Source organism: Pseudomonas sp. (assembly GCF_040514055.1).
Classification (GTDB): Bacteria; Pseudomonadota; Gammaproteobacteria; order Pseudomonadales; family Pseudomonadaceae; genus Aquipseudomonas.
This window is the reverse complement of record NZ_JBEVDL010000016.1, coordinates 212,481-229,541: the sequence shown is the minus strand read 5'-3', so window position 1 is coordinate 229,541 and position 17,061 is coordinate 212,481. Positions and strand designations below refer to the sequence as shown.

At 61.5% G+C, this 17,061-nt stretch carries 21 protein-coding genes, 1 tRNA gene and 1 pseudogene; 11 read left to right on the top strand and 12 right to left on the bottom strand.

Annotated elements, in window-relative coordinates:
* The 5 genes and pseudogenes from ABWY06_RS05300 to thrS all read right to left on the bottom strand — a co-directional run.
* Nucleotides 1-107: pseudogene (locus ABWY06_RS05300) on the bottom strand (phenylalanine--tRNA ligase subunit alpha); the annotation flags it as partial.
* 107 nt (nt 108-214) lie between these two features.
* Entirely contained in the window at nt 215-571 is a 357-nt protein-coding gene (gene rplT / locus ABWY06_RS05295; protein ID WP_007905879.1) for a 50S ribosomal protein L20, read from the bottom strand.
* 30 nt (nt 572-601) lie between these two features.
* A complete protein-coding gene (gene rpmI, locus ABWY06_RS05290) occupies nt 602-796 on the bottom strand; it encodes a 50S ribosomal protein L35 (protein WP_003442181.1) in 195 nt (64 codons plus the stop codon).
* Nucleotides 797-856: 60 nt separating this feature from the next.
* Nucleotides 857-1,408: a translation initiation factor IF-3 gene (gene infC / locus ABWY06_RS05285; protein ID WP_172979313.1), complete on the bottom strand. Its 552-nt coding sequence runs from the start codon at nt 1,406-1,408 to the stop codon at nt 857-859.
* Nucleotides 1,408-3,330, bottom strand: coding sequence for a threonine--tRNA ligase (gene thrS / locus ABWY06_RS05280; RefSeq protein WP_353924521.1), 1,923 nt, complete (start codon nt 3,328-3,330; stop codon nt 1,408-1,410). Before thrS ends, infC begins: the two co-directional genes overlap by 1 nt.
* Nucleotides 3,331-4,033: 703 nt before the next feature.
* Here thrS and ABWY06_RS05275 point away from each other — a divergent pair.
* The 4 genes from ABWY06_RS05275 (at nt 4,034) to ABWY06_RS05260 (ending at nt 6,479) form a co-directional block, all read left to right on the top strand.
* A complete protein-coding gene (locus ABWY06_RS05275) occupies nt 4,034-4,384 on the top strand; it encodes a hypothetical protein (RefSeq protein ID WP_353924520.1) in 351 nt (116 codons plus the stop codon).
* A gap of 690 nt (nt 4,385-5,074) precedes the next feature.
* A complete protein-coding gene (locus ABWY06_RS05270) occupies nt 5,075-5,401 on the top strand; it encodes a hypothetical protein (RefSeq protein WP_353924519.1) in 327 nt (108 codons plus the stop codon).
* The gene (locus tag ABWY06_RS05265; RefSeq protein WP_353924518.1) at nt 5,391-5,753 is read left to right on the top strand and encodes a hypothetical protein; all 363 of its coding nucleotides are present in this window, start codon (nt 5,391-5,393) and stop codon (nt 5,751-5,753) included. The genes ABWY06_RS05270 and ABWY06_RS05265 overlap by 11 nt, the downstream gene beginning before the upstream one ends.
* Before the next feature lie 432 nt (nt 5,754-6,185).
* Entirely contained in the window at nt 6,186-6,479 is a 294-nt protein-coding gene (locus tag ABWY06_RS05260; RefSeq protein WP_353924517.1) for a hypothetical protein, read from the top strand.
* A 57-nt stretch (nt 6,480-6,536) separates the two neighbouring features.
* Here the strand turns inward: ABWY06_RS05260 and ABWY06_RS05255 are convergent, their stop codons facing one another.
* From ABWY06_RS05255 to ABWY06_RS05235, 5 genes are all read right to left on the bottom strand, one after another.
* A complete protein-coding gene (locus ABWY06_RS05255) occupies nt 6,537-7,004 on the bottom strand; it encodes a hypothetical protein (RefSeq protein WP_353924516.1) in 468 nt (155 codons plus the stop codon).
* A gap of 17 nt (nt 7,005-7,021) precedes the next feature.
* Nucleotides 7,022-7,261, bottom strand: coding sequence for a DUF2188 domain-containing protein (locus ABWY06_RS05250; RefSeq protein WP_353924515.1), 240 nt, complete (start codon nt 7,259-7,261; stop codon nt 7,022-7,024).
* Nucleotides 7,262-7,707: 446 nt separating this feature from the next.
* Nucleotides 7,708-7,923 carry a hypothetical protein gene (locus tag ABWY06_RS05245; protein WP_353924527.1) on the bottom strand — a complete coding sequence of 72 codons (216 nt, stop codon included), beginning with the start codon at nt 7,921-7,923 and terminating at the stop codon, nt 7,708-7,710.
* 114 nt (nt 7,924-8,037) lie between these two features.
* Nucleotides 8,038-8,298, bottom strand: a complete 261-nt coding sequence (locus tag ABWY06_RS05240) for a hypothetical protein (protein WP_353924514.1) — start codon at nt 8,296-8,298, stop codon at nt 8,038-8,040.
* Nucleotides 8,299-8,399: 101 nt separating this feature from the next.
* The gene (locus tag ABWY06_RS05235) at nt 8,400-8,888 is read right to left on the bottom strand and encodes a hypothetical protein (RefSeq protein ID WP_353924513.1); all 489 of its coding nucleotides are present in this window, start codon (nt 8,886-8,888) and stop codon (nt 8,400-8,402) included.
* 273 nt (nt 8,889-9,161) lie between these two features.
* On the opposite strand from ABWY06_RS05235, the gene ABWY06_RS05230 reads away from it, so the two are divergent.
* Nucleotides 9,162-9,884, top strand: coding sequence for a YajG family lipoprotein (locus tag ABWY06_RS05230; RefSeq protein WP_353924512.1), 723 nt, complete (start codon nt 9,162-9,164; stop codon nt 9,882-9,884).
* Between the two features lie 409 nt (nt 9,885-10,293).
* The gene (locus tag ABWY06_RS05225; protein ID WP_353924511.1) at nt 10,294-10,968 is read left to right on the top strand and encodes a hypothetical protein; all 675 of its coding nucleotides are present in this window, start codon (nt 10,294-10,296) and stop codon (nt 10,966-10,968) included.
* A 135-nt stretch (nt 10,969-11,103) separates the two neighbouring features.
* Here ABWY06_RS05225 and ABWY06_RS05220 read toward each other — a convergent pair.
* A tRNA-Val gene (locus tag ABWY06_RS05220) sits at nt 11,104-11,180 on the bottom strand.
* 185 nt (nt 11,181-11,365) lie between these two features.
* Here ABWY06_RS05220 and ABWY06_RS05215 point away from each other — a divergent pair.
* On the top strand, nt 11,366-12,649 hold the full coding sequence (locus tag ABWY06_RS05215) for an NAD(P)/FAD-dependent oxidoreductase (protein WP_353924510.1): 1,284 nt from the start codon (nt 11,366-11,368) through the stop codon (nt 12,647-12,649).
* A 60-nt stretch (nt 12,650-12,709) separates the two neighbouring features.
* Here ABWY06_RS05215 and ABWY06_RS05210 read toward each other — a convergent pair whose 3' ends face one another.
* The gene (locus tag ABWY06_RS05210; protein ID WP_353924509.1) at nt 12,710-13,375 is read right to left on the bottom strand and encodes a PA2778 family cysteine peptidase; all 666 of its coding nucleotides are present in this window, start codon (nt 13,373-13,375) and stop codon (nt 12,710-12,712) included.
* Between the two features lie 410 nt (nt 13,376-13,785).
* Between ABWY06_RS05210 and ABWY06_RS05205 the strand changes: the two genes are divergently transcribed.
* From ABWY06_RS05205 to ABWY06_RS05190, 4 genes are all read left to right on the top strand, one after another.
* The gene (locus tag ABWY06_RS05205) at nt 13,786-14,694 is read left to right on the top strand and encodes a glutamate/aspartate ABC transporter substrate-binding protein (RefSeq protein ID WP_353924508.1); all 909 of its coding nucleotides are present in this window, start codon (nt 13,786-13,788) and stop codon (nt 14,692-14,694) included.
* A gap of 130 nt (nt 14,695-14,824) precedes the next feature.
* The gene (locus ABWY06_RS05200; protein WP_353924507.1) at nt 14,825-15,568 is read left to right on the top strand and encodes an amino acid ABC transporter permease; all 744 of its coding nucleotides are present in this window, start codon (nt 14,825-14,827) and stop codon (nt 15,566-15,568) included.
* Nucleotides 15,565-16,233 (top strand): amino acid ABC transporter permease, encoded by a 669-nt coding sequence (locus ABWY06_RS05195; RefSeq protein WP_353924526.1) that lies wholly within the window; start codon nt 15,565-15,567, stop codon nt 16,231-16,233. Before ABWY06_RS05200 ends, ABWY06_RS05195 begins: the two co-directional genes overlap by 4 nt.
* A complete protein-coding gene (locus ABWY06_RS05190) occupies nt 16,230-16,964 on the top strand; it encodes an amino acid ABC transporter ATP-binding protein (protein ID WP_353924506.1) in 735 nt (244 codons plus the stop codon). The genes ABWY06_RS05195 and ABWY06_RS05190 overlap by 4 nt, the downstream gene beginning before the upstream one ends.
* The last annotated feature ends 97 nt before the right edge of the window (nt 16,965-17,061 follow it).

Below are 17,061 nucleotides of genomic sequence, written 5' to 3'. Positions count from 1 at the left end.
CCTTTCTTGCCAAGGTATTGAACCCGGATTTGCTCCAGGGCATTGATATCTTCAGCGCTCTGCACAGCCTCAAGAGCTTGCGAGACCAGCGCGTCCAGGTTTTCCATGTACAGACTCCAGATACGAAATAGGGGAAGAGCTTTAAGGCTCTTCCCCTATTTATGACGTTTAACACCGGGTCCGGAAAAACCGGAACCCGGTGATTGTCGGGGACTTAGGCCAAAGTGGCTTTAGCTTTCTCGACAATCGCAGCAAACGCCGCTTTTTCGTTCACTGCCAGATCAGCCAGAACCTTACGGTCGATCTCGATGGACGCTTTTTTCAGGCCGGCGATGAAACGGCTGTAGGACAGACCGTTGATACGTGCACCAGCGTTGATACGAGCGATCCACAGAGCGCGGAACTGACGTTTTTTCTGACGACGGTCACGGTAGGCGTATTGGCCTGCCTTGATTACCGCTTGCTTGGCAACACGGAATACGCGTGAACGCGCGCCGTAGTAGCCTTTAGCAAGTTTCAGAATTTTTTTGTGACGCTTACGGGCAATGACGCCACGCTTTACACGAGCCATGAGTTACTTCCTCTATTCTTGATCAAAAAATCAGCAAAGGCGCAGCATGCGCTTGACTTTTGCAACGTCAGACGGATGCAGCAAGCTGCTACCGCGCAGTTGACGCTTACGCTTAGTCGACATTTTGGTCAGAATGTGGCTCTTGAAAGCGTGTTTGTGCTTGATGCCGTTAGCAGTTTTCAAAAACCGCTTAGCTGCACCACTTTTAGTCTTCATCTTTGGCATGTTCGGATACTCCGCATTCAGTTGATAAACATAACCGCAAGGCCTGCCGTGCCCTGGTGGTCATTTCTTCTTTTTGGGGGCGATGACCATAATAAGTTGGCGTCCTTCCATCTTCGGATGCTGTTCGACCGAGCCGTATTCGAGCAGGTCACCTTCGACCCGCTTCAACAGCTCCATCCCCAGCTCCTGGTGGGCCATCTCACGGCCGCGGAATCGCAAGGATACCTTGGCCCTGTCCCCATCACTCAGGAAACGTACCAGGTTGCGTAGTTTTACCTGGTAATCCCCTTCTTCCGTCCCTGGACGAAACTTGATTTCTTTTACCTGAATCTGCTTCTGGTTTTTCTTCGCCGCAGCGACCTGCTTCTTCTTCTCGAAGATCGACTTGCCGTAGTCCATGACTCGGCAAACCGGCGGGATCGCATCCGCGGAAATTTCGACCAGATCCAGCTTGGACTCTTCGGCGATTCTAAGCGCTTCATCAATCGAGACGATGCCAATTTGCTCGCCGTCAGCGCCAATTAACCGAACCTCGCGTGCCGAGATATTCTCGTTGATCGGGGCCTTCGGTGCAGCTCGTTTATCTTGTCTCATTTCACGCTTAATAATAATTACTCCGAATCATGGCGACCACGCCGGGAAACCGCCTGAGCGAGGAAATCAGCGACTTGGGCGATGGGCATCGAGCCCAGATCAGCACCTTCTCGCGTACGCACGGCGACGGTTTGCATCTCCACCTCACGGTCCCCGATAACCAGGAGATAGGGAACCTTGAGCAAAGTATGCTCGCGGATTTTAAAGCCGATCTTCTCGTTTCTCAAGTCACACTTGGCACGAAAACCGCTTTGAGTGAGGTTTTTTTCCACTTCGAGGGCAAAATCGGCCTGCTTATCGGTGATATTCAGGATAACGGCCTGGGTCGGCGCCAGCCACGCAGGGAAAGCCCCCGCGTAATGTTCGATCAGCATGCCGATGAAACGCTCGAAGGAACCGAGGATGGCGCGGTGCAACATCACCGGCCGCTTGCGCTGGTTGTCCTCGGCGATAAAGCTGGCATCCAGGCGCTCCGGCAGGTTCGGATCGTACTGCAGGGTACCGCACTGCCAGTTACGCCCCAGGCAGTCGCGCAGGGTGAATTCGATCTTCGGCCCGTAGAAGGCGCCCTCGCCCGGCTGGTATTCCCAGGTCAGGCCGGACTCGTTCAGCGCGTCGGCCAAGGCCCCTTCGGCGCGATCCCACAGCTCGTCGGAACCGACGCGCTTGACCGGACGGGTCGACAGTTTCATGGCGATGTCGCGAAAACCGAAGTCGGCATAGACCTTGAGGGTCAGCTTGATAAAGTCGGCCGCTTCCTTCTTGACCTGCTCTTCGGTGCAGAAGATATGCGCGTCGTCCTGGGTAAAGGCCCGTACGCGCATGATGCCGTGCAGCGCGCCAGACGGCTCGTTGCGGTGGCAGGCCCCGAACTCGGCCATGCGCAGCGGCAGGTCGCGGTAGGATTTGAGGCCCTGGTTGAAGATCTGCACATGGCAGGGGCAGTTCATCGGCTTGACCGCGTAATCGCGGTTTTCCGACGAAGTGGTGAACATGTTCTCGGCGTAGTTGGACCAGTGGCCGGACTTCTCCCAGAGGATGCGGTCGACCACCTGGGGCGTGCGCACCTCGACGTAGCCGTTCTCGCGCTGCACCTGGCGCATGTACTGCTCCAGCACCTGGTAGAGGGTCCAGCCGTTGGGGTGCCAGAACACCATGCCCGGCGCTTCTTCCTGGGTGTGGAACAGGTCGAGCTGCTTGCCGATGCGCCGGTGGTCGCGTTTTTCCGCTTCCTCGATGCGCTGGATATAGGCGGCCAGCTGCTTCTTGTCGGCCCAGGCGGTGCCATAGACGCGCTGCAGCTGCTCGTTCTTCGAGTCGCCGCGCCAGTAGGCACCGCTGGTCTTGGTCAGCTGGAAGGCCTTGAGGAAACGCGTGTTGGGCACGTGCGGACCACGGCACATGTCGACGTATTCTTCGTGGAAGTACAGGCCCATGCTCTGGGTCTCGGGCATGTCCTCGACCAGGCGCAGCTTGTAGTCCTCGCCACGGGCGGTGAACAGCTCGATGACCTCGGCGCGCGGCGTCATCTTCTTGATGACGTCGTAGTCCTTGTCGATCAGCTGCTTCATGCGGGCTTCGATGGCCGCCATGTCGTCAGGGGTAAACCCGCGCTCGAAGGCGATATCGTAGTAAAAGCCGTCCTCGATGACCGGGCCGATGACCATCTTGGCGGTCGGATACAGCTGCTTGACGGCATGACCGACCAGGTGGGCGCACGAGTGACGGATGATCTCCAGCCCCTCCTCGTCCTTGGCGGTGATGATCTGCAGCGTGGCGTCATCGCTGATCAGGTCGCTGGCATCCACCAGCGCCCCGTTGACCTTGCCGGCGATGGTGGCCTTGGCCAGGCCCGCGCCAATGGATAAAGCCACCTCGGCTACGGAAACCGGGTGATCGAATGTACGCTGACTGCCGTCGGGAAGAGTGATAACAGGCATGGCGCTTCCTCTCCTAGTGGTGACCCCTACCAAAGGTCACGTGGGTTGGGTTGTGCCAGTACGCGATTCGGCGGCACCAACCCCGGGAAAACCGCGGCGCCAGGCCAGGTTCACTCCAGCCAGCGCGGACTGCCCCTTTCGGTGCATCCGTGCTGACCAGGCGTCGCCTGACCTAACGCGCTGCGTTTTCCCAGCGTCGGGTAACCCGCCTTACAGTGGCAGGAGCCTTGCGGCTAACCTGAACCGAACCGCAGTCACTGGAAATGGATAATACACAGGCTCCATAGCGCGCGAGAGGCGCCGCTTGCGCGCACCCCCTGATCGACCCGGACACGGCCGCCACAGCGACCGCAACGCGGATTCAACTCGTTGAAAACAAAGAATAAATAATCAACGACAGCGAAACAGAGGCGGTACTTTAGCACAGCCCAGCGACCAAGGTACGGTTGTTGGCATACAGCACCCGCGCCAGGCGCGCTACTACCACGACGGATATTTATTTTCTGCGACCTCTATAGGGTTTTTGCACAGCGAACCGATAAACTGCGCAACGCGAGATCACCGGGGCACAGGTCGCCTGGCGTACTCGCGCAAGCCCAGCTATAAAAATCGAGAAACCCAGGTTTTTGCGACGGCCTCGCGCCGTCGCCCGCCCCGGGTGGCCATAACACTGAATGCTCCATTTACCTCCCGAAGGACTCCCATGAAGCGCATTTTCTCTGTCGGCTTATCCCTCTCCATGCTGATTGCCCTGCCTGCGCTTGCCGCGGAGGTGAAGGTCAAGAACGAATCATCGTGGAACATCAACGAAGTCTATTTCGCCCCTAGCAGCGAAACGGAATGGGGCCCGGACCACCTGGGTGAAGAAGTGCTGATGTCCGGCATGACCCTGACCCTGACCGGCGTCACCGCCGGCAAGTGGGACGTGCGCCTGGTCGACGAAGAGCAGGACGTCTGCGTGGTCAAGGAAGTGAAGATCAAGGCTTCCGAAACCTGGACCATCACCGACGACGACCTGCTCGGCTGCCAGGCCGCCACGCCTGAAGAAGAATAACGGCGCGGCCTGACCGGCCAGAAGCCCACCCCACGCGGTGGGCTTTTTTTTGCCAGGTGCCTGCCTGCCGCGCATCTGGTGCATGCTCGCCCTCTCTTTGCCGGCCCTGCGTCGAGCGGGCAACGCCCACGAATCCTGACGACCTAAATGCGCGGGATTCTCCCGCCCTACCCAAGCGCCCCAGGCCGTGGCTCTTGTAGGGCGGGCAACGCCCGCGAACCCTGGCGAAATCGCCGCCCCTCCCCAGCCCCCCCTGCCTGCAGGCATGGGCAGACACCCTGCCCCAGGAGCGACAGCAGGTGGCGCCGGCTTCCGCCTGCCGGCGCCAGGCTGCTAGAGTGAAGGACGGCCGGCCATGGTCGACCGCTTCCAGGGGCGCAGGAGCGCCTTTTTTCACGCACGGACACGCGTATGCACAGACAGCCAACGCCCGCCCCAGCAGGGCCCTGCCTCCATCTGCCGCTCCGCCGCGCAGCGCGGTCGTCCAACGACCAGCCGCCCCGGCGCCCGCAGCATCGCCTTCCACACCCTGCCGACCCGGGCCCACCCAGCCCCGGACGCTATCCGCCGTGTGAACCCACGGCCGCGGCGCTCGCTCCCGAGCCCAAGCCGCCCGCCCCTGCCGCGACCCCGTTACTGCCCGCAACAAGACCCACGCGACTCGTCCGCTGCGCACAGGATGCCTTACCCATGGACCAAGAACCTCAAGACCAGATTTCCCTGAACTACCCGATGATCGAACTGACCTTTCCGGCCAGCAAATTCATGAGCTACCTGGCCTCGGTCGGGCGGGTCAATAAATGCCCGCTGTGCCCGCACGAGGGTGAATGGGTGTTTTTTACCGAAATCGACGGCGATGACCCGAATATGCTGGTCTATAAACTGCCCCAGGCATTCGGGCCGGCCGACTTCACCCCCTGCGCCTTGATGGAATGCCCGCGCTGCGGGTTCCTGGTGCACACCTCACTGATCAATGTCCACGCCCACTTCCAGATTGGAGGCCCCGATGAACCCTAATATCGCCCCCATCCGCAAAAGCATGGACTGGACCTACCGCACGCGTGGCGGTAACGTCGCAGGAGATAGTACCGGTGGACAACCGCCTGGAGACGGTGACTTGAAAGAGCGCGTGGAGAAACTCGAAGCTGTATTACCCGATATACAGCTTCGCTTGGTTCGCGTTGAAAGCAAACTTGACGCCCTGGGCGCCAATACCACCACCAAGGCGGAAATGGCCGCGGTCGGCATTATGATCGCAGAGCTCAAAGGCACGGTATCCGAGACCATGCTGGCGCAAACCAAATGGTACATTGGCACCGCTGCCGTACTGGCCGGCCTGGCCTTCGCCGCCGCGCGACTGGCAAGTTAGCTGCGTCGACAGCGGCCGTTACGGCCACAGGGTGCGAACGACTGCTGTTTCAAGGGGCAGGCTGCTTGTGTAGGCAGACCAATAACGCCGGCTCCTGCGGATAAGAAAACCGTTATTCCCGTATTTAAAATCACCCAGGACGAACAATCTCTTGCTTGTCCTGAGCGGCAGTCGAGATGGACGGCAACAGCACTCCGCTCACACCCCGTCGACTTATCGCCATCGTATTAAACCCAACGAAACATTAAATTGTCGGGCCACTCACGCTTAAACACGTGAACACCATCGGCCACACCACCCCTTACAAGCTTGGTTACGCCACGATTATTTTTATTATTGGCAAAATACAGAAACTCGGCCAATCGCCACTATTTACAGAATAACGCGTCCTGCTAAGTTTGACTTCTCAAGGCAGTCTTATCGGAGGCTTCCATGACTATCCAGCTTCATCCCCATGAAATCGAGAAACTGCTGGAAGAGTGCATGCCCAGTTACCAGGCGGTATGCAGTCGGCTGACCGATGGCAGTCTGGTTTTCCAGTTCAAGGGACGCGCCGACAATGACTCGTTCTCGATCGTCGGCATCCGCTCGGACGACTGCTGCAGCCAGGAGAAGGTGCGCTCGCTGGGCAAGGCCTTTCTTGAAGACCTGGCCTTTGCCCAGGCCGAAATCAGGACCCAACAGCCGAACCCGGCAAAGGACACCACGCTCGCAGCGGCACACTGACCCCCTGCGCTGCCCCGCGCTTGCGCCGGCCGACCGCACCAGTACCGCCCGACCGGGTTAGAATCCGATCTTGTGCTCGGCCAGCAAATCGATCGAATGGTCACAGCGACTGATCAGGAACCGACCCAACTCGGTGTTGAGTACGGTTTCATTGAGCGAAGCCAGCTCGGCGGTGAACTGGGTCGACTCACCCTCCACCCGCTGCTCATAAACAACCCGCCCCAACTGCCGGTCGGCTTTGATGCAATAACAATGCTGGGCCGGCTCGGGCTGATATACCCCAGCCAACTCGACACACAAGGCCACTCGCACCAGCCCGTCAGGCCCGGTACCGTGTAAGACATGAGCCGCGACACCCTGGGCATTCAATAATTGACGCGCCCGCTCGAATATCGGTAACGCTACAGCCTGCAGACGCTGCTCATACAACAGGGCAAACTCGGATTGCGCTGGGCTTGGCCAAGCGGCCGCCGACGACGGACCCCGATCCGGGTGCGCAGGCATACCCTCTGAATTAAGCACCATACTAGACTCCTGTACGGTTAAGACGCCGATGCCGAATCGAACGAACCGAACGTACCGAACGAACGCTCTTCCAGCAACGAGCCATCGGCACGGTAGATCTTGATGGAGTCGAACTGATCGCCCAGCAACTCAAAGGCCAGGCGAATAATTTCCTCTTTGCTGTCGGCAACGCGAGTTGCGCGGGGGTTTCCGCCCTTACGCAGCTTCCAGCCAAAAGGTGTTTGGTAAATACGATAGTGATCCGTTTCCCTGACCATAACTAATAACCTCGCGCGCTGAAGGTTATTTTTGGAGCACGGACCTCCTAAAGAGTTCGAGCGAAGTTTAATGGAGCATTAATATCATTATGATATTAAACATCGACGATGATTTTGATGCGCAGCCCTACCGCCCGAGGACAAGACATACGCCCCGCGTACAGCATGCCGCTGCGCAGATGTAGGGCGGTCTCGACGCGCCTTGGCGCGGCAGCCCGCCCCCGCTCCGACGCGCCGGTACCAACCCGCATCAAGCACCCCGGCGCACGGGCAAAAAAATACCCGGCGCGCGGGCCGGGCATAGGGAGCATGGATCACACTCAACACGTACCTACTCAGGGAATCAATCTGAGACCTTTTTTTGGACCGCAGCATCTTGTCAGCTGTCGGTAAAGACTAAGTAAAGAGCACAAATATGTCAGAACGGCGAGCGCTAGCCAGGCGCTTCACGCGCGGCGACTCGACACGTCCTGCACCTCGCCCTTGGCGACGCGCAACTCGTCGGCGTCCTGGTTGAGGCGATGCACCACATTCAACAGGCGCTGGCGCAGCAGTTCGTCGTCCAGTCGGTCGATGGCGCGCATCACCTCGAGCGCCGCACTCTCGTTGTGGCTGGCGACGGCGTCGAGGGTTTTGCGCAATGTGCGTACTGTTCGGCTCACGGGGGTGCCCTTGATAAGGTGAACGAGCAGTCTAGGACGTTCAGATTGCAGATAAATTTCAATGATCTGCATCTTCTCTCCTGCTCTCCAGGCGCCGCACATGAGGTGGCGCACTCAGCCGCCGCGCATCAGGCCACGCAGGATTCGCAGCGTCTCCGCCTGCGCACGCTCCTGGGCTTCATGCCCACAACAGAGTATGGCCATGGCCTCGATCAGCTTGTTCTGGCTCTGCTCGCTGAGCCGCTCCCAATCCTGCAGCAGCGCGAAGAACAACGCGTCAGCGGCCTTGTTGGGGTCCGAGGGGATATGCGCGGTGGTGCGAATGTAGTTGCGCACCTTGGCGATCAGCACGTATTTGCGGGTCTTGATGTCCATGTTCAGCCCTCGTCAGGGTGGCCTTCCTGGCCGACGATGCCCGGTGGCATCCCCTGTAGCGTAGCGCGCATGGGCGAACGTCACAGGCGAACCCTGACGCCCTACTTCAGCAGCAACTGCAGCGCGTACCCCTGGCCGTCCGGTGTATCGACCCGGGTCATATAGACGGAGCCGGAGCCGACCACGAACATGGTGGGCGCCACGCCGTCGGCAATCACCTTGCGCGCCTCACTGGACAGCGGCGCGCCAAGGACCTTGACCGCCATGTCCGAGGCCGCCGCCCCCAGGATGTTGCGCAAGCTGAATTCCTGGCTCGATCCGGGCAAACTCGGCATATCCAGCACCAGCAGAACCTGGGCCACCTGCGTGACATCCCCCGCAGCGGAAAAACTCAGGGTACTGTTGGTGGGCTCAAAGGCCACACGATCACTGGTGCAACTGAAGCCTCCTGCTCCCTCCTGCCACTCGCGCCCCTCCAACCCCAGGTTCAGCAACGTCGGGCAGACCTTGTCCGGTATGGACTCGACCAAACCGGCAACGGCTGGCAACGCCGCCCACACCCCCAGGGTAACGACCATAGCTTTCCACATACGACTGCTCCTGCCTTATTGAAATGCCCTGACCGCCCAGCCGCACCTCGCCGACCGGCCAAATACGCCGGGGCGCAGCTGAAGACCGCACGGCAGCTATACCTCGACCGTGCGTCGAGCAGCGCGCATGCGTTTTGGATTATAAAAACCCGAGCGCCCTATGGTAAATTGCCATTACCCAAATGCGTACCTGATCAGCAGCCGACGCAGTGGCCAAGGGCATGAGCCCCGCGACAGTCGTCGCGACGCTATTAAAGAAACGGGAGTGATGGGATGGCGATGCTCAGGGCGTTTTTGTTGCTGATGGCGGTTATGCAGTTGACCGGCTGCGCCTTTGGCCAACGCGTGGATTACACCCAGTCCGTCCCAACCCTGGCCCTCAACTCCGACAAGACCATTGCGGTGTCGGTGGTCGACGAGCGCCCCTATGTCCTGTCTGGCGGCAAGGAACGAAACTATGTCGGAACGGTACGTGGCGGTTACTACAACCCGTTCAATATGAATACCTACAGCGGCCTGCCGCTTGCCACGGATCTGCAGAAAGCGGTGATTGCCGGCCTGAGGAAGGCTTCGGTCAACGCCCAGGATCAGAATTACCCGGGCAGCAAAGCCGAAGACGCCAGCCAGCGCCTGCTGGTCCTGCGCATCAAGCAATGGAAGAGTGACACCTATATGCGCGCCCGCTTCGATTATGACCTGACAGCGTCCGTGTACAACGAGCAAGGTGAGCAGCTGATGACCCAGGACGCCACCTGGTCCGGCCAGATAACCGACTACCTGGAGGGCGGCCGCCAGGCCCTGGGCACAGTATTGAGCGGAGCCAAACTCAATGCTGCTCTCTCCACCTCCTCGCAGCTACCTGTCGCCACCACCAAGGCGCCACCCATGGGCACTGCAACCTCGCCAGGCTACGACCAGTGCATGCGGCGCGTGTTACGCATTTCCGACCCAGCGCTGCGCCTGCGGTCGATGCCAGCCTGCGACCAGGTGAAATAGCTCGGCGCACCCACCGCCGTACCCAGCAGCGCGCCGGCGGCCTACACCGGCAATGACGACTGCATGGCGCGGATCATGACCTCCTGTGACAGCGCCCGGTCATTCAGGCCGCAGCCCCCAAGAACCCGCGAGTGCGGGTTTTTTATGGGAGTTACAGCAGCTGCTTCCCCTGCTGCGACCCCAGCATGGATCAGGGCCGAGCAGGTTCCAGATCGACACCGCCTCAAGGCGGGGCTCCGCAGCGCCCAGGCCACCATCGTCTTTTCCGACAGCAGCCATTAGCATCGGCTTCCAACTTGATGGAAGAACCCGAATGAGCCTGGACCCGACTGAAAACCCAGACAGTGGGCCGGCGTGGCTGCCCGACCTCGCCAGGCGATTTATCGAGTCAGCCGTCGTGACAGGCGACATGGCGCTGCCCTTCCACTACCCACGCCTCTCGCATCTGGACGCCTGGCAGAGCGGGTTTCGCCAGCACGGCCTCACCGGCGAGAGCCTGCTGTCCTGCGCGCCGGGGGCCTGGCAGCCGGGCTGGCAGGTAATCGCGCTTAACGGCTTCGACGATCCGTTTTTCATCGACCTGGGCGAGCAGGCGCGCGGCTTTGCGGTGTACTACGCACCGCTCGGCGCGGGGCGCTGGGACGCGTCGGAGGTGGCGCCGAACATCCTCCGATTCGGCGAGCTGCTGTCGGCCCTGCGTGACCTGGCGCACGACGCCGCCGCAGCCCTGCACTACCTCGAAAGCGAAACCGGGCTGAACTGCGCGCTGTGGCGCGAGGTGCACGAAGAGCGACGCAGCCGCCCAGCCCTCGAAGCGGAACTGGCCCACCACGACACGCCGCACGACCCGCACACCTGGCAACGGGGTACCCTGGTCCTTATCGATGCCGGCCCGCAACGCATCAAGGTCGCGCAGGTGCTCAAGCAGCTGTTGGGCCTGTCGCCGCAAGGGGCCCTGGCACTTATGGCAACAGGGGACGTCATCCTGGCTGAGGGCCACCGGGTGCACCTGAGCGGCACCCAGGCCCAGCTGAGCGGCCTCGGCGCGACCCTGGAGTTCCGCGCGCAAGACCCGAGCCCCTAGACCCTGCGCCGGGAGGCATGGTGGCGGACCGCAGCGCGGATGGCCGGATTCGGCAGCAGGCTTTTGTTTCGACCACAAAAAAGGGCCCACCTTTCGGTGAGCCCTTCTAGACCGCCTTGCAGAGCGGATTTTGTTTGGTAGGCGCGATTGGACTCGAACCAACGACCCCCACCATGTCAAGGTGGTGCTCTAACCAACTGAGCTACGTGCCTGCAATGACGCGCATTATACGGAATCGGCCGAGGGTGTCAACCCCTTTTTTATCGCTAACCTGCTGAATAACCAAATTTTTTACTGTTGACGCGAATGTTCGGGATTTCCCACGGGCCACTAGCCGGGCATTTTCAACTCGGGTAGCATCCCTGAACCGTAAAAAATATAAAACAGAGGTTGCAAGATGGCACACACTCCCTATCCGCAGTCCTTCTATGCCGCGTCCGCCAACCCGGTGCCCGCGCGCCCCGAATTGCAGGGCGAAGTGGAAACGGATGTCTGTGTCATCGGCGCCGGCTATACCGGCCTGTCCACGGCGCTGTTCCTGCTGGAGAACGGCTTTAAGGTCTGCATCCTGGAAGCGGCCAAGGTCGGCTTCGGTGCCTCGGGCCGCAACGGCGGGCAGATCGTCAACAGCTACAGCCGCGATATCGACGTGATCGAGCGCAGCGTCGGCCCCAAGCACGCCCAGTTGCTCGGGCAGATGGCCTTCGAGGGCGGACGCATCCTGCGCGAGCGCATCGCCACCTACAACATCCAATGCGACCTGAAAGACGGCGGCGTGTTCGCCGCGCTCACCGGCAAGCAGATGGGGCACCTGCAGGCCCAGAAAAAACTCTGGGAGCGCTACGGCCACACCCAGCTGGAACTGCTCGACCGGCAGCGCATTCGCGACGTGGTGGCGTGCGAGAACTATATAGGCGGCATGCTCGACATGAGCGGCGGGCATATCCACCCGCTGAACCTGGCCCTGGGCGAAGCCGCCGCCGTGGAGTCCCTGGGCGGGACCATCTATGAACAGTCACCGGCCGTGCGCCTCGAACGCGGCGCCAACCCGCTGGTGCACACCCCGCAGGGCCGGGTGCGCGCCAAGTTTATCGTGGTGGCGGGCAACGCTTATCTCGGCAACCTGGTTCCGGAGCTGGCCGCCAAGTCCATGCCCTGTGGCACCCAGGTGATCGCCACCGAACCGCTGGACCCGGCGCTGGCCAGCAGCCTGCTGCCCCAGGACTACTGCGTCGAGGACTGCAACTACCTGCTGGATTACTACCGCCTGACGGCCGACAAACGCCTGATCTTCGGCGGCGGCGTCGTCTACGGCGCCCGCGACCCGGCCAATATCGAGGCGATCATCCGCCCGAACCTGATCAAGACCTTCCCCCAGCTGAAAAACGTAAAAATCGAGCACGCCTGGACCGGCAACTTCCTGCTGACCCTGTCGCGCCTGCCCCAGGTCGGCCGCCTGGGCGATAACATCTACTACTCCCAGGGCTGCAGCGGGCATGGGGTGACCTACACCCACCTGGCCGGCAAGGTGCTGGCCGAGGCACTGCGTGGCCAGGCCGAGCGTTTCGACGCTTTCGCCGGGCTGCCGCACTACCCCTTCCCCGGAGGGCAGCTGATGCGCGTGCCCTTTACCGCCCTGGGCGCCTGGTATTACAGCCTGCGCGACAAGCTGGGGTTTTAACGCCGAGGCCGTAGGGCGGCCTCGGCGCGCTGTCCAGCGTCAGCCCGCCGCGCTCCAGGATCAGGGAGCAGGCAAGGCGGCCGCCGCGCGGTAGGCATTGCTCGCGGCCAGGGCCTGGCCGGCGTTTTCCAAGTCGGCCGCGGCGGCTCGCCAGCGCAGCGGATCGACGTCGGCGGGCAGCTGCGCCGGCGGCTGGGCCAGCAGCGCCCAGTGCCCCTCGGCCTGCCAGGCCGCCTGGAAATCGTCGAAATCCACCACCCAGCGGCGGCTGGTGCCGGCTCGCAGCAACACGGTCTGCTCCCCCCGGTCATAACCGACCAGCACCGCATAGCGCGGCGCACCCATCCAGCTGCCGCCCTGGCCATAACGCACCAGCACCGGGAAGCCGGCTGCCACCTGGCTCAGCAGTTCGGACAGGCCACCGCTGAGCGGGTACACCAGCAGCCCGTGCCCACGCACCACCTCGGGTATGCGCTGCTGCAGCTGCGCCTCCTGCTCCGGCAGGTGCAAGGCCTTGGCGACCAGACCCGGCGTGGTGGTCACACCCTGTTGCAGCAACAGGATCGCCAGCGCGCCGGGCGCCCCCTGGTAAGCGGTCTGGGCGAAAAAGGGTACGGCGCTGAGTTCGACCCGCTCGGGCAGGCGCGCGATGCCCGGGGGCAAGGGGGCGCTGCTGCAGCCACCCAGCAGCAGGACCAGCAGCAAGCCGCAGAGATTTCGGGGCACGCAACGGGGGCGAGGCACAGGCAAGGTCTTCTCTCCGCAAGAGTGCCGGGGCAAGGAGCCGCCGGCGGGCACGACGATCATACGGCCTTGCGCCCCATTCCACTCCCGTTTCGGCGCTGCCCGGCGGCCCATTCCGTTAATCCCCCCATCGAGTCGTTCGGATAACCGAACGCCAACCCCGTCCGCATTCGGAAATCCGCGCATCGCGATCGGTATTGCCGCTGCACACTTTATAAATAACCTTATTTTTCAGTTAGTTACGAACTACCGATAAGCACCTGCGAACTGGTACGGTTTCTGCTCTAGGGAAAGGCGTGATAGCGATATGGCTCCCTGTTGGGGGCGAGACAGGAAGTCCGATCGGCATCGCACCCTGGCACACCTAAAAAAACAACAATTGAGGACACACCATGCGCAAGGCTCCCCTGCTGCTCAGCACCGCCATCGCGGTCGCCCTGCTTTCCACCCAGACCCTGGCGAACGAGCTGACCGGCACGCTGAAGAAGATCAAGGACAGCGGTACCATCACCCTCGGTCACCGTGACGCCTCCATTCCCTTCTCCTACTTCGGCAATGACCCGCAGCAGCCGATCGGCTACTCCCACGACCTGCAGCTGAAAGTGGTCGAGGCGATCAAGAAGGAACTGAACCTGCCGGACCTGAAGGTGCGCTACAACCTGGTGACCTCCCAGACCCGCATTCCGCTGGTGCAGAACGGCACCGTGGACATCGAGTGCGGCTCGACCACCAACAATATCGAGCGGCAGAAGCAGGTGGACTTCTCCATCGGCATCTTTGAAGTCGGCACCCGTCTGCTGACCAAGAAAAGCGCCGGCATCCAGGAGTTTACCGACCTGGCCGGCAAGAACGTCGTGACCACCGCCGGCACCACCTCCGAGCGCCTGATCAAGTCGATGAACGCCGACAAGGAGATGGACATGAACATCATCTCCGCCAAGGACCATGGCGAGTCCTTCCTGATGCTCGAGTCCGGCCGCGCCGCCGCCTTTATGATGGATGACGCGCTGCTCTACGGCGAAATGGCCAAGGCCAAGAAGCCGGATGACTGGACCGTGACCGGTACCGCCCAGTCCTATGAAGTCTATGGCTGCATGGTGCGCAAGGGCGACGAGGCCTTCAAGAAAGTGGTCGACGGCGCCATTGCCGCCACCTTCGCCTCGGGTGAAATCAACGTCATTTACGACAAATGGTTTATGCAGCCCGTGCCGCCGAAGAACCTCAACCTGAACTTCCCCATGAGCAACGAGCTCAAGCAACTGATCGCCAAGCCCACCGACAAGTCTGCCGAACAGATCTGAGTCGACCCCCGGCTGCCTGGCGGCATCCACCCCTGCAAGACAGCTCACCGAGCGGCCCCAAGGCCGTCCGGCGGGCCATCGGCTGGACGTTCGCCAGCACCTCTGCGCTTGAACCCGACGGGAGATCCGTATGACGTACAACTGGGACTGGGGCGTGTTCTTCAAAGCCACCGGCATCGGCAAGGAAATCTACCTGGACTGGTTTATCACCGGGCTGGGCTGGACCATCGCCGTGGCCGGCGCGGCCTGGATCATCGCCCTGCTGCTGGGTTCGCTACTGGGCGTGATGCGCACCGTGCCGAACCGCTGGATCGCCGGCATCGCGGCGGTCTATGTCGAAGTCTTTCGCAACGTGCCGCTGCTGGTGCAGCTGTTTCTCTGGTACTTCCTGGTGCCCGACCTGCTGCCCGAGCCTCTGGAAATGTGGTTCAAGCAGGACCTCAATCCGGCCACCTCGGCCTACCTGAGCGTGGTGGTATGCCTGGGCCTGTTCACCGCCGCACGAGTCTGCGAGCAGGTGCGCACCGGCATCGAAGCCCTGCCCCGCGGCCAGTTGGCGGCCGCCCGCGCACTGGGTTTCCGCATGCCCCAGGTCTACGGCAACGTGCTGCTGCCCCAGGCCTTTCGCATCGTGATCCCGCCGCTGACCTCTGAGTTTCTCAACATCTTCAAGAACTCCTCGGTGGCCTCGCTGATCGGCCTGATGGAGCTGCTGGCGCAGACCAAACAGACCGCCGAATTCTCGGCCAACCTGTTCGAGGCCTTCACCCTGGCGACGCTGATCTACTTCACCCTGAACATGGGGCTGATGATGCTGATGCGCGCGGTCGAGAAGAAGGTCGCGGTACCTGGCCTGATCACGGGGGCCAAATAATGGACTTCAGTGGAATCATTCCGGCGTTGCCGGGGCTTTGGGAAGGTCTGTTGATGACCTTCAAGCTGCTGGTGCTGGGCGTGCTGGGCGGGGTCTTGCTGGGCACCTTGCTGGCACTGATGCGCCTGTCCCACAGCCCCAAGCTGGCGCTGCTGGCGACCCTTTACGTCAACTATTTCCGTTCCATCCCACTGCTGCTGGTGATCACCTGGTTCTACTTCGCAGTGCCCTTCGTGCTGCGCTGGATCACCGGCGAGGACACCCCGGTGGGGGCGTTCACCTCCTGCCTGGTGGCATTCATGCTGTTCGAGGCGGCGTATTTCTCCGAAATCGTCCGCGCCGGCATCCAGTCCCTGCCCAAGGGCCAGATGTCCGCCGGCCTGGCCATGGGCATGCGCTACGACCAGGTGATGCGCTACATCATCCTGCCCCAGGCGTTTCGCAAGATGACCCCGTTGCTGCTGCAGCAAAGCATCATCCTGTTCCAGGACACCTCGCTGGTCTACACCGTCGGCCTGATGGACTTTCTCAACGCGGCACGCTCGCGGGGCGACATCGTCGGCCAATCCCACGAATTCCTGATCTTTGCCGGTCTGGTGTATTTCACCTTCAGCTTCGCCGCCTCACGGCTGGTGAAACGTCTGCAACTGAGGTTTGCCGTATGATTTCGATTCAGAACGTCAGCAAGTGGTACGGGGATTTCAAGGTCCTCACCGACTGCACCACCCAGGTCAGCAAGGGTGAAGTGGTGGTGGTCTGCGGGCCGTCCGGCTCCGGCAAATCCACCCTGATCAAGTGCGTCAACGCCCTGGAACCCTTCCAGCAGGGCGATGTGGTGGTCGACGGCACCTCGATCGCCAACCCCAAGACCGACTTGCCCAAGCTGCGCTCGCGGGTCGGCATGGTGTTCCAGCACTTCGAGCTGTTTCCGCACCTGTCGATCACCGAGAACCTGACCATCGCCCAGGTCAAGGTGCTTGGCCGCAGCAAGGACGAGGCCGTGGAAAAGGGCCTGGCCCTGCTCGACCGCGTCGGCCTCAAGGCCCATGCCCACAAGCACCCCGGCCAGCTTTCCGGCGGCCAGCAGCAGCGCGTGGCCATCGCCCGCGCGCTGGCCATGGACCCGATCGTCATGCTGTTCGACGAACCGACCTCGGCGCTGGACCCGGAAATGGTCAACGAGGTGCTGGACGTCATGGTGCAGCTGGCCCAAGAGGGCATGACCATGATGTGCGTGACCCACGAGATGGGCTTTGCGCGCAAGGTCGCCAACCGGGTGATCTTTATGGACGCCGGACAGATAGTCGAGGACTGCTCCAAGGACACCTTCTTCGGCGACGTCTCGGCCCGCTCCGAGCGCGCCCAGCAGTTCCTGGCGAAGATCCTGCAACACTGATGGTCCGCCCCGCCACGGCCGCCATGCCGCGGCGGGGTGCTGAGCTGGCCAGGCGTCCGCCCTGGCCACTCTTTCCTGCGCATCGGGCACCTATAGC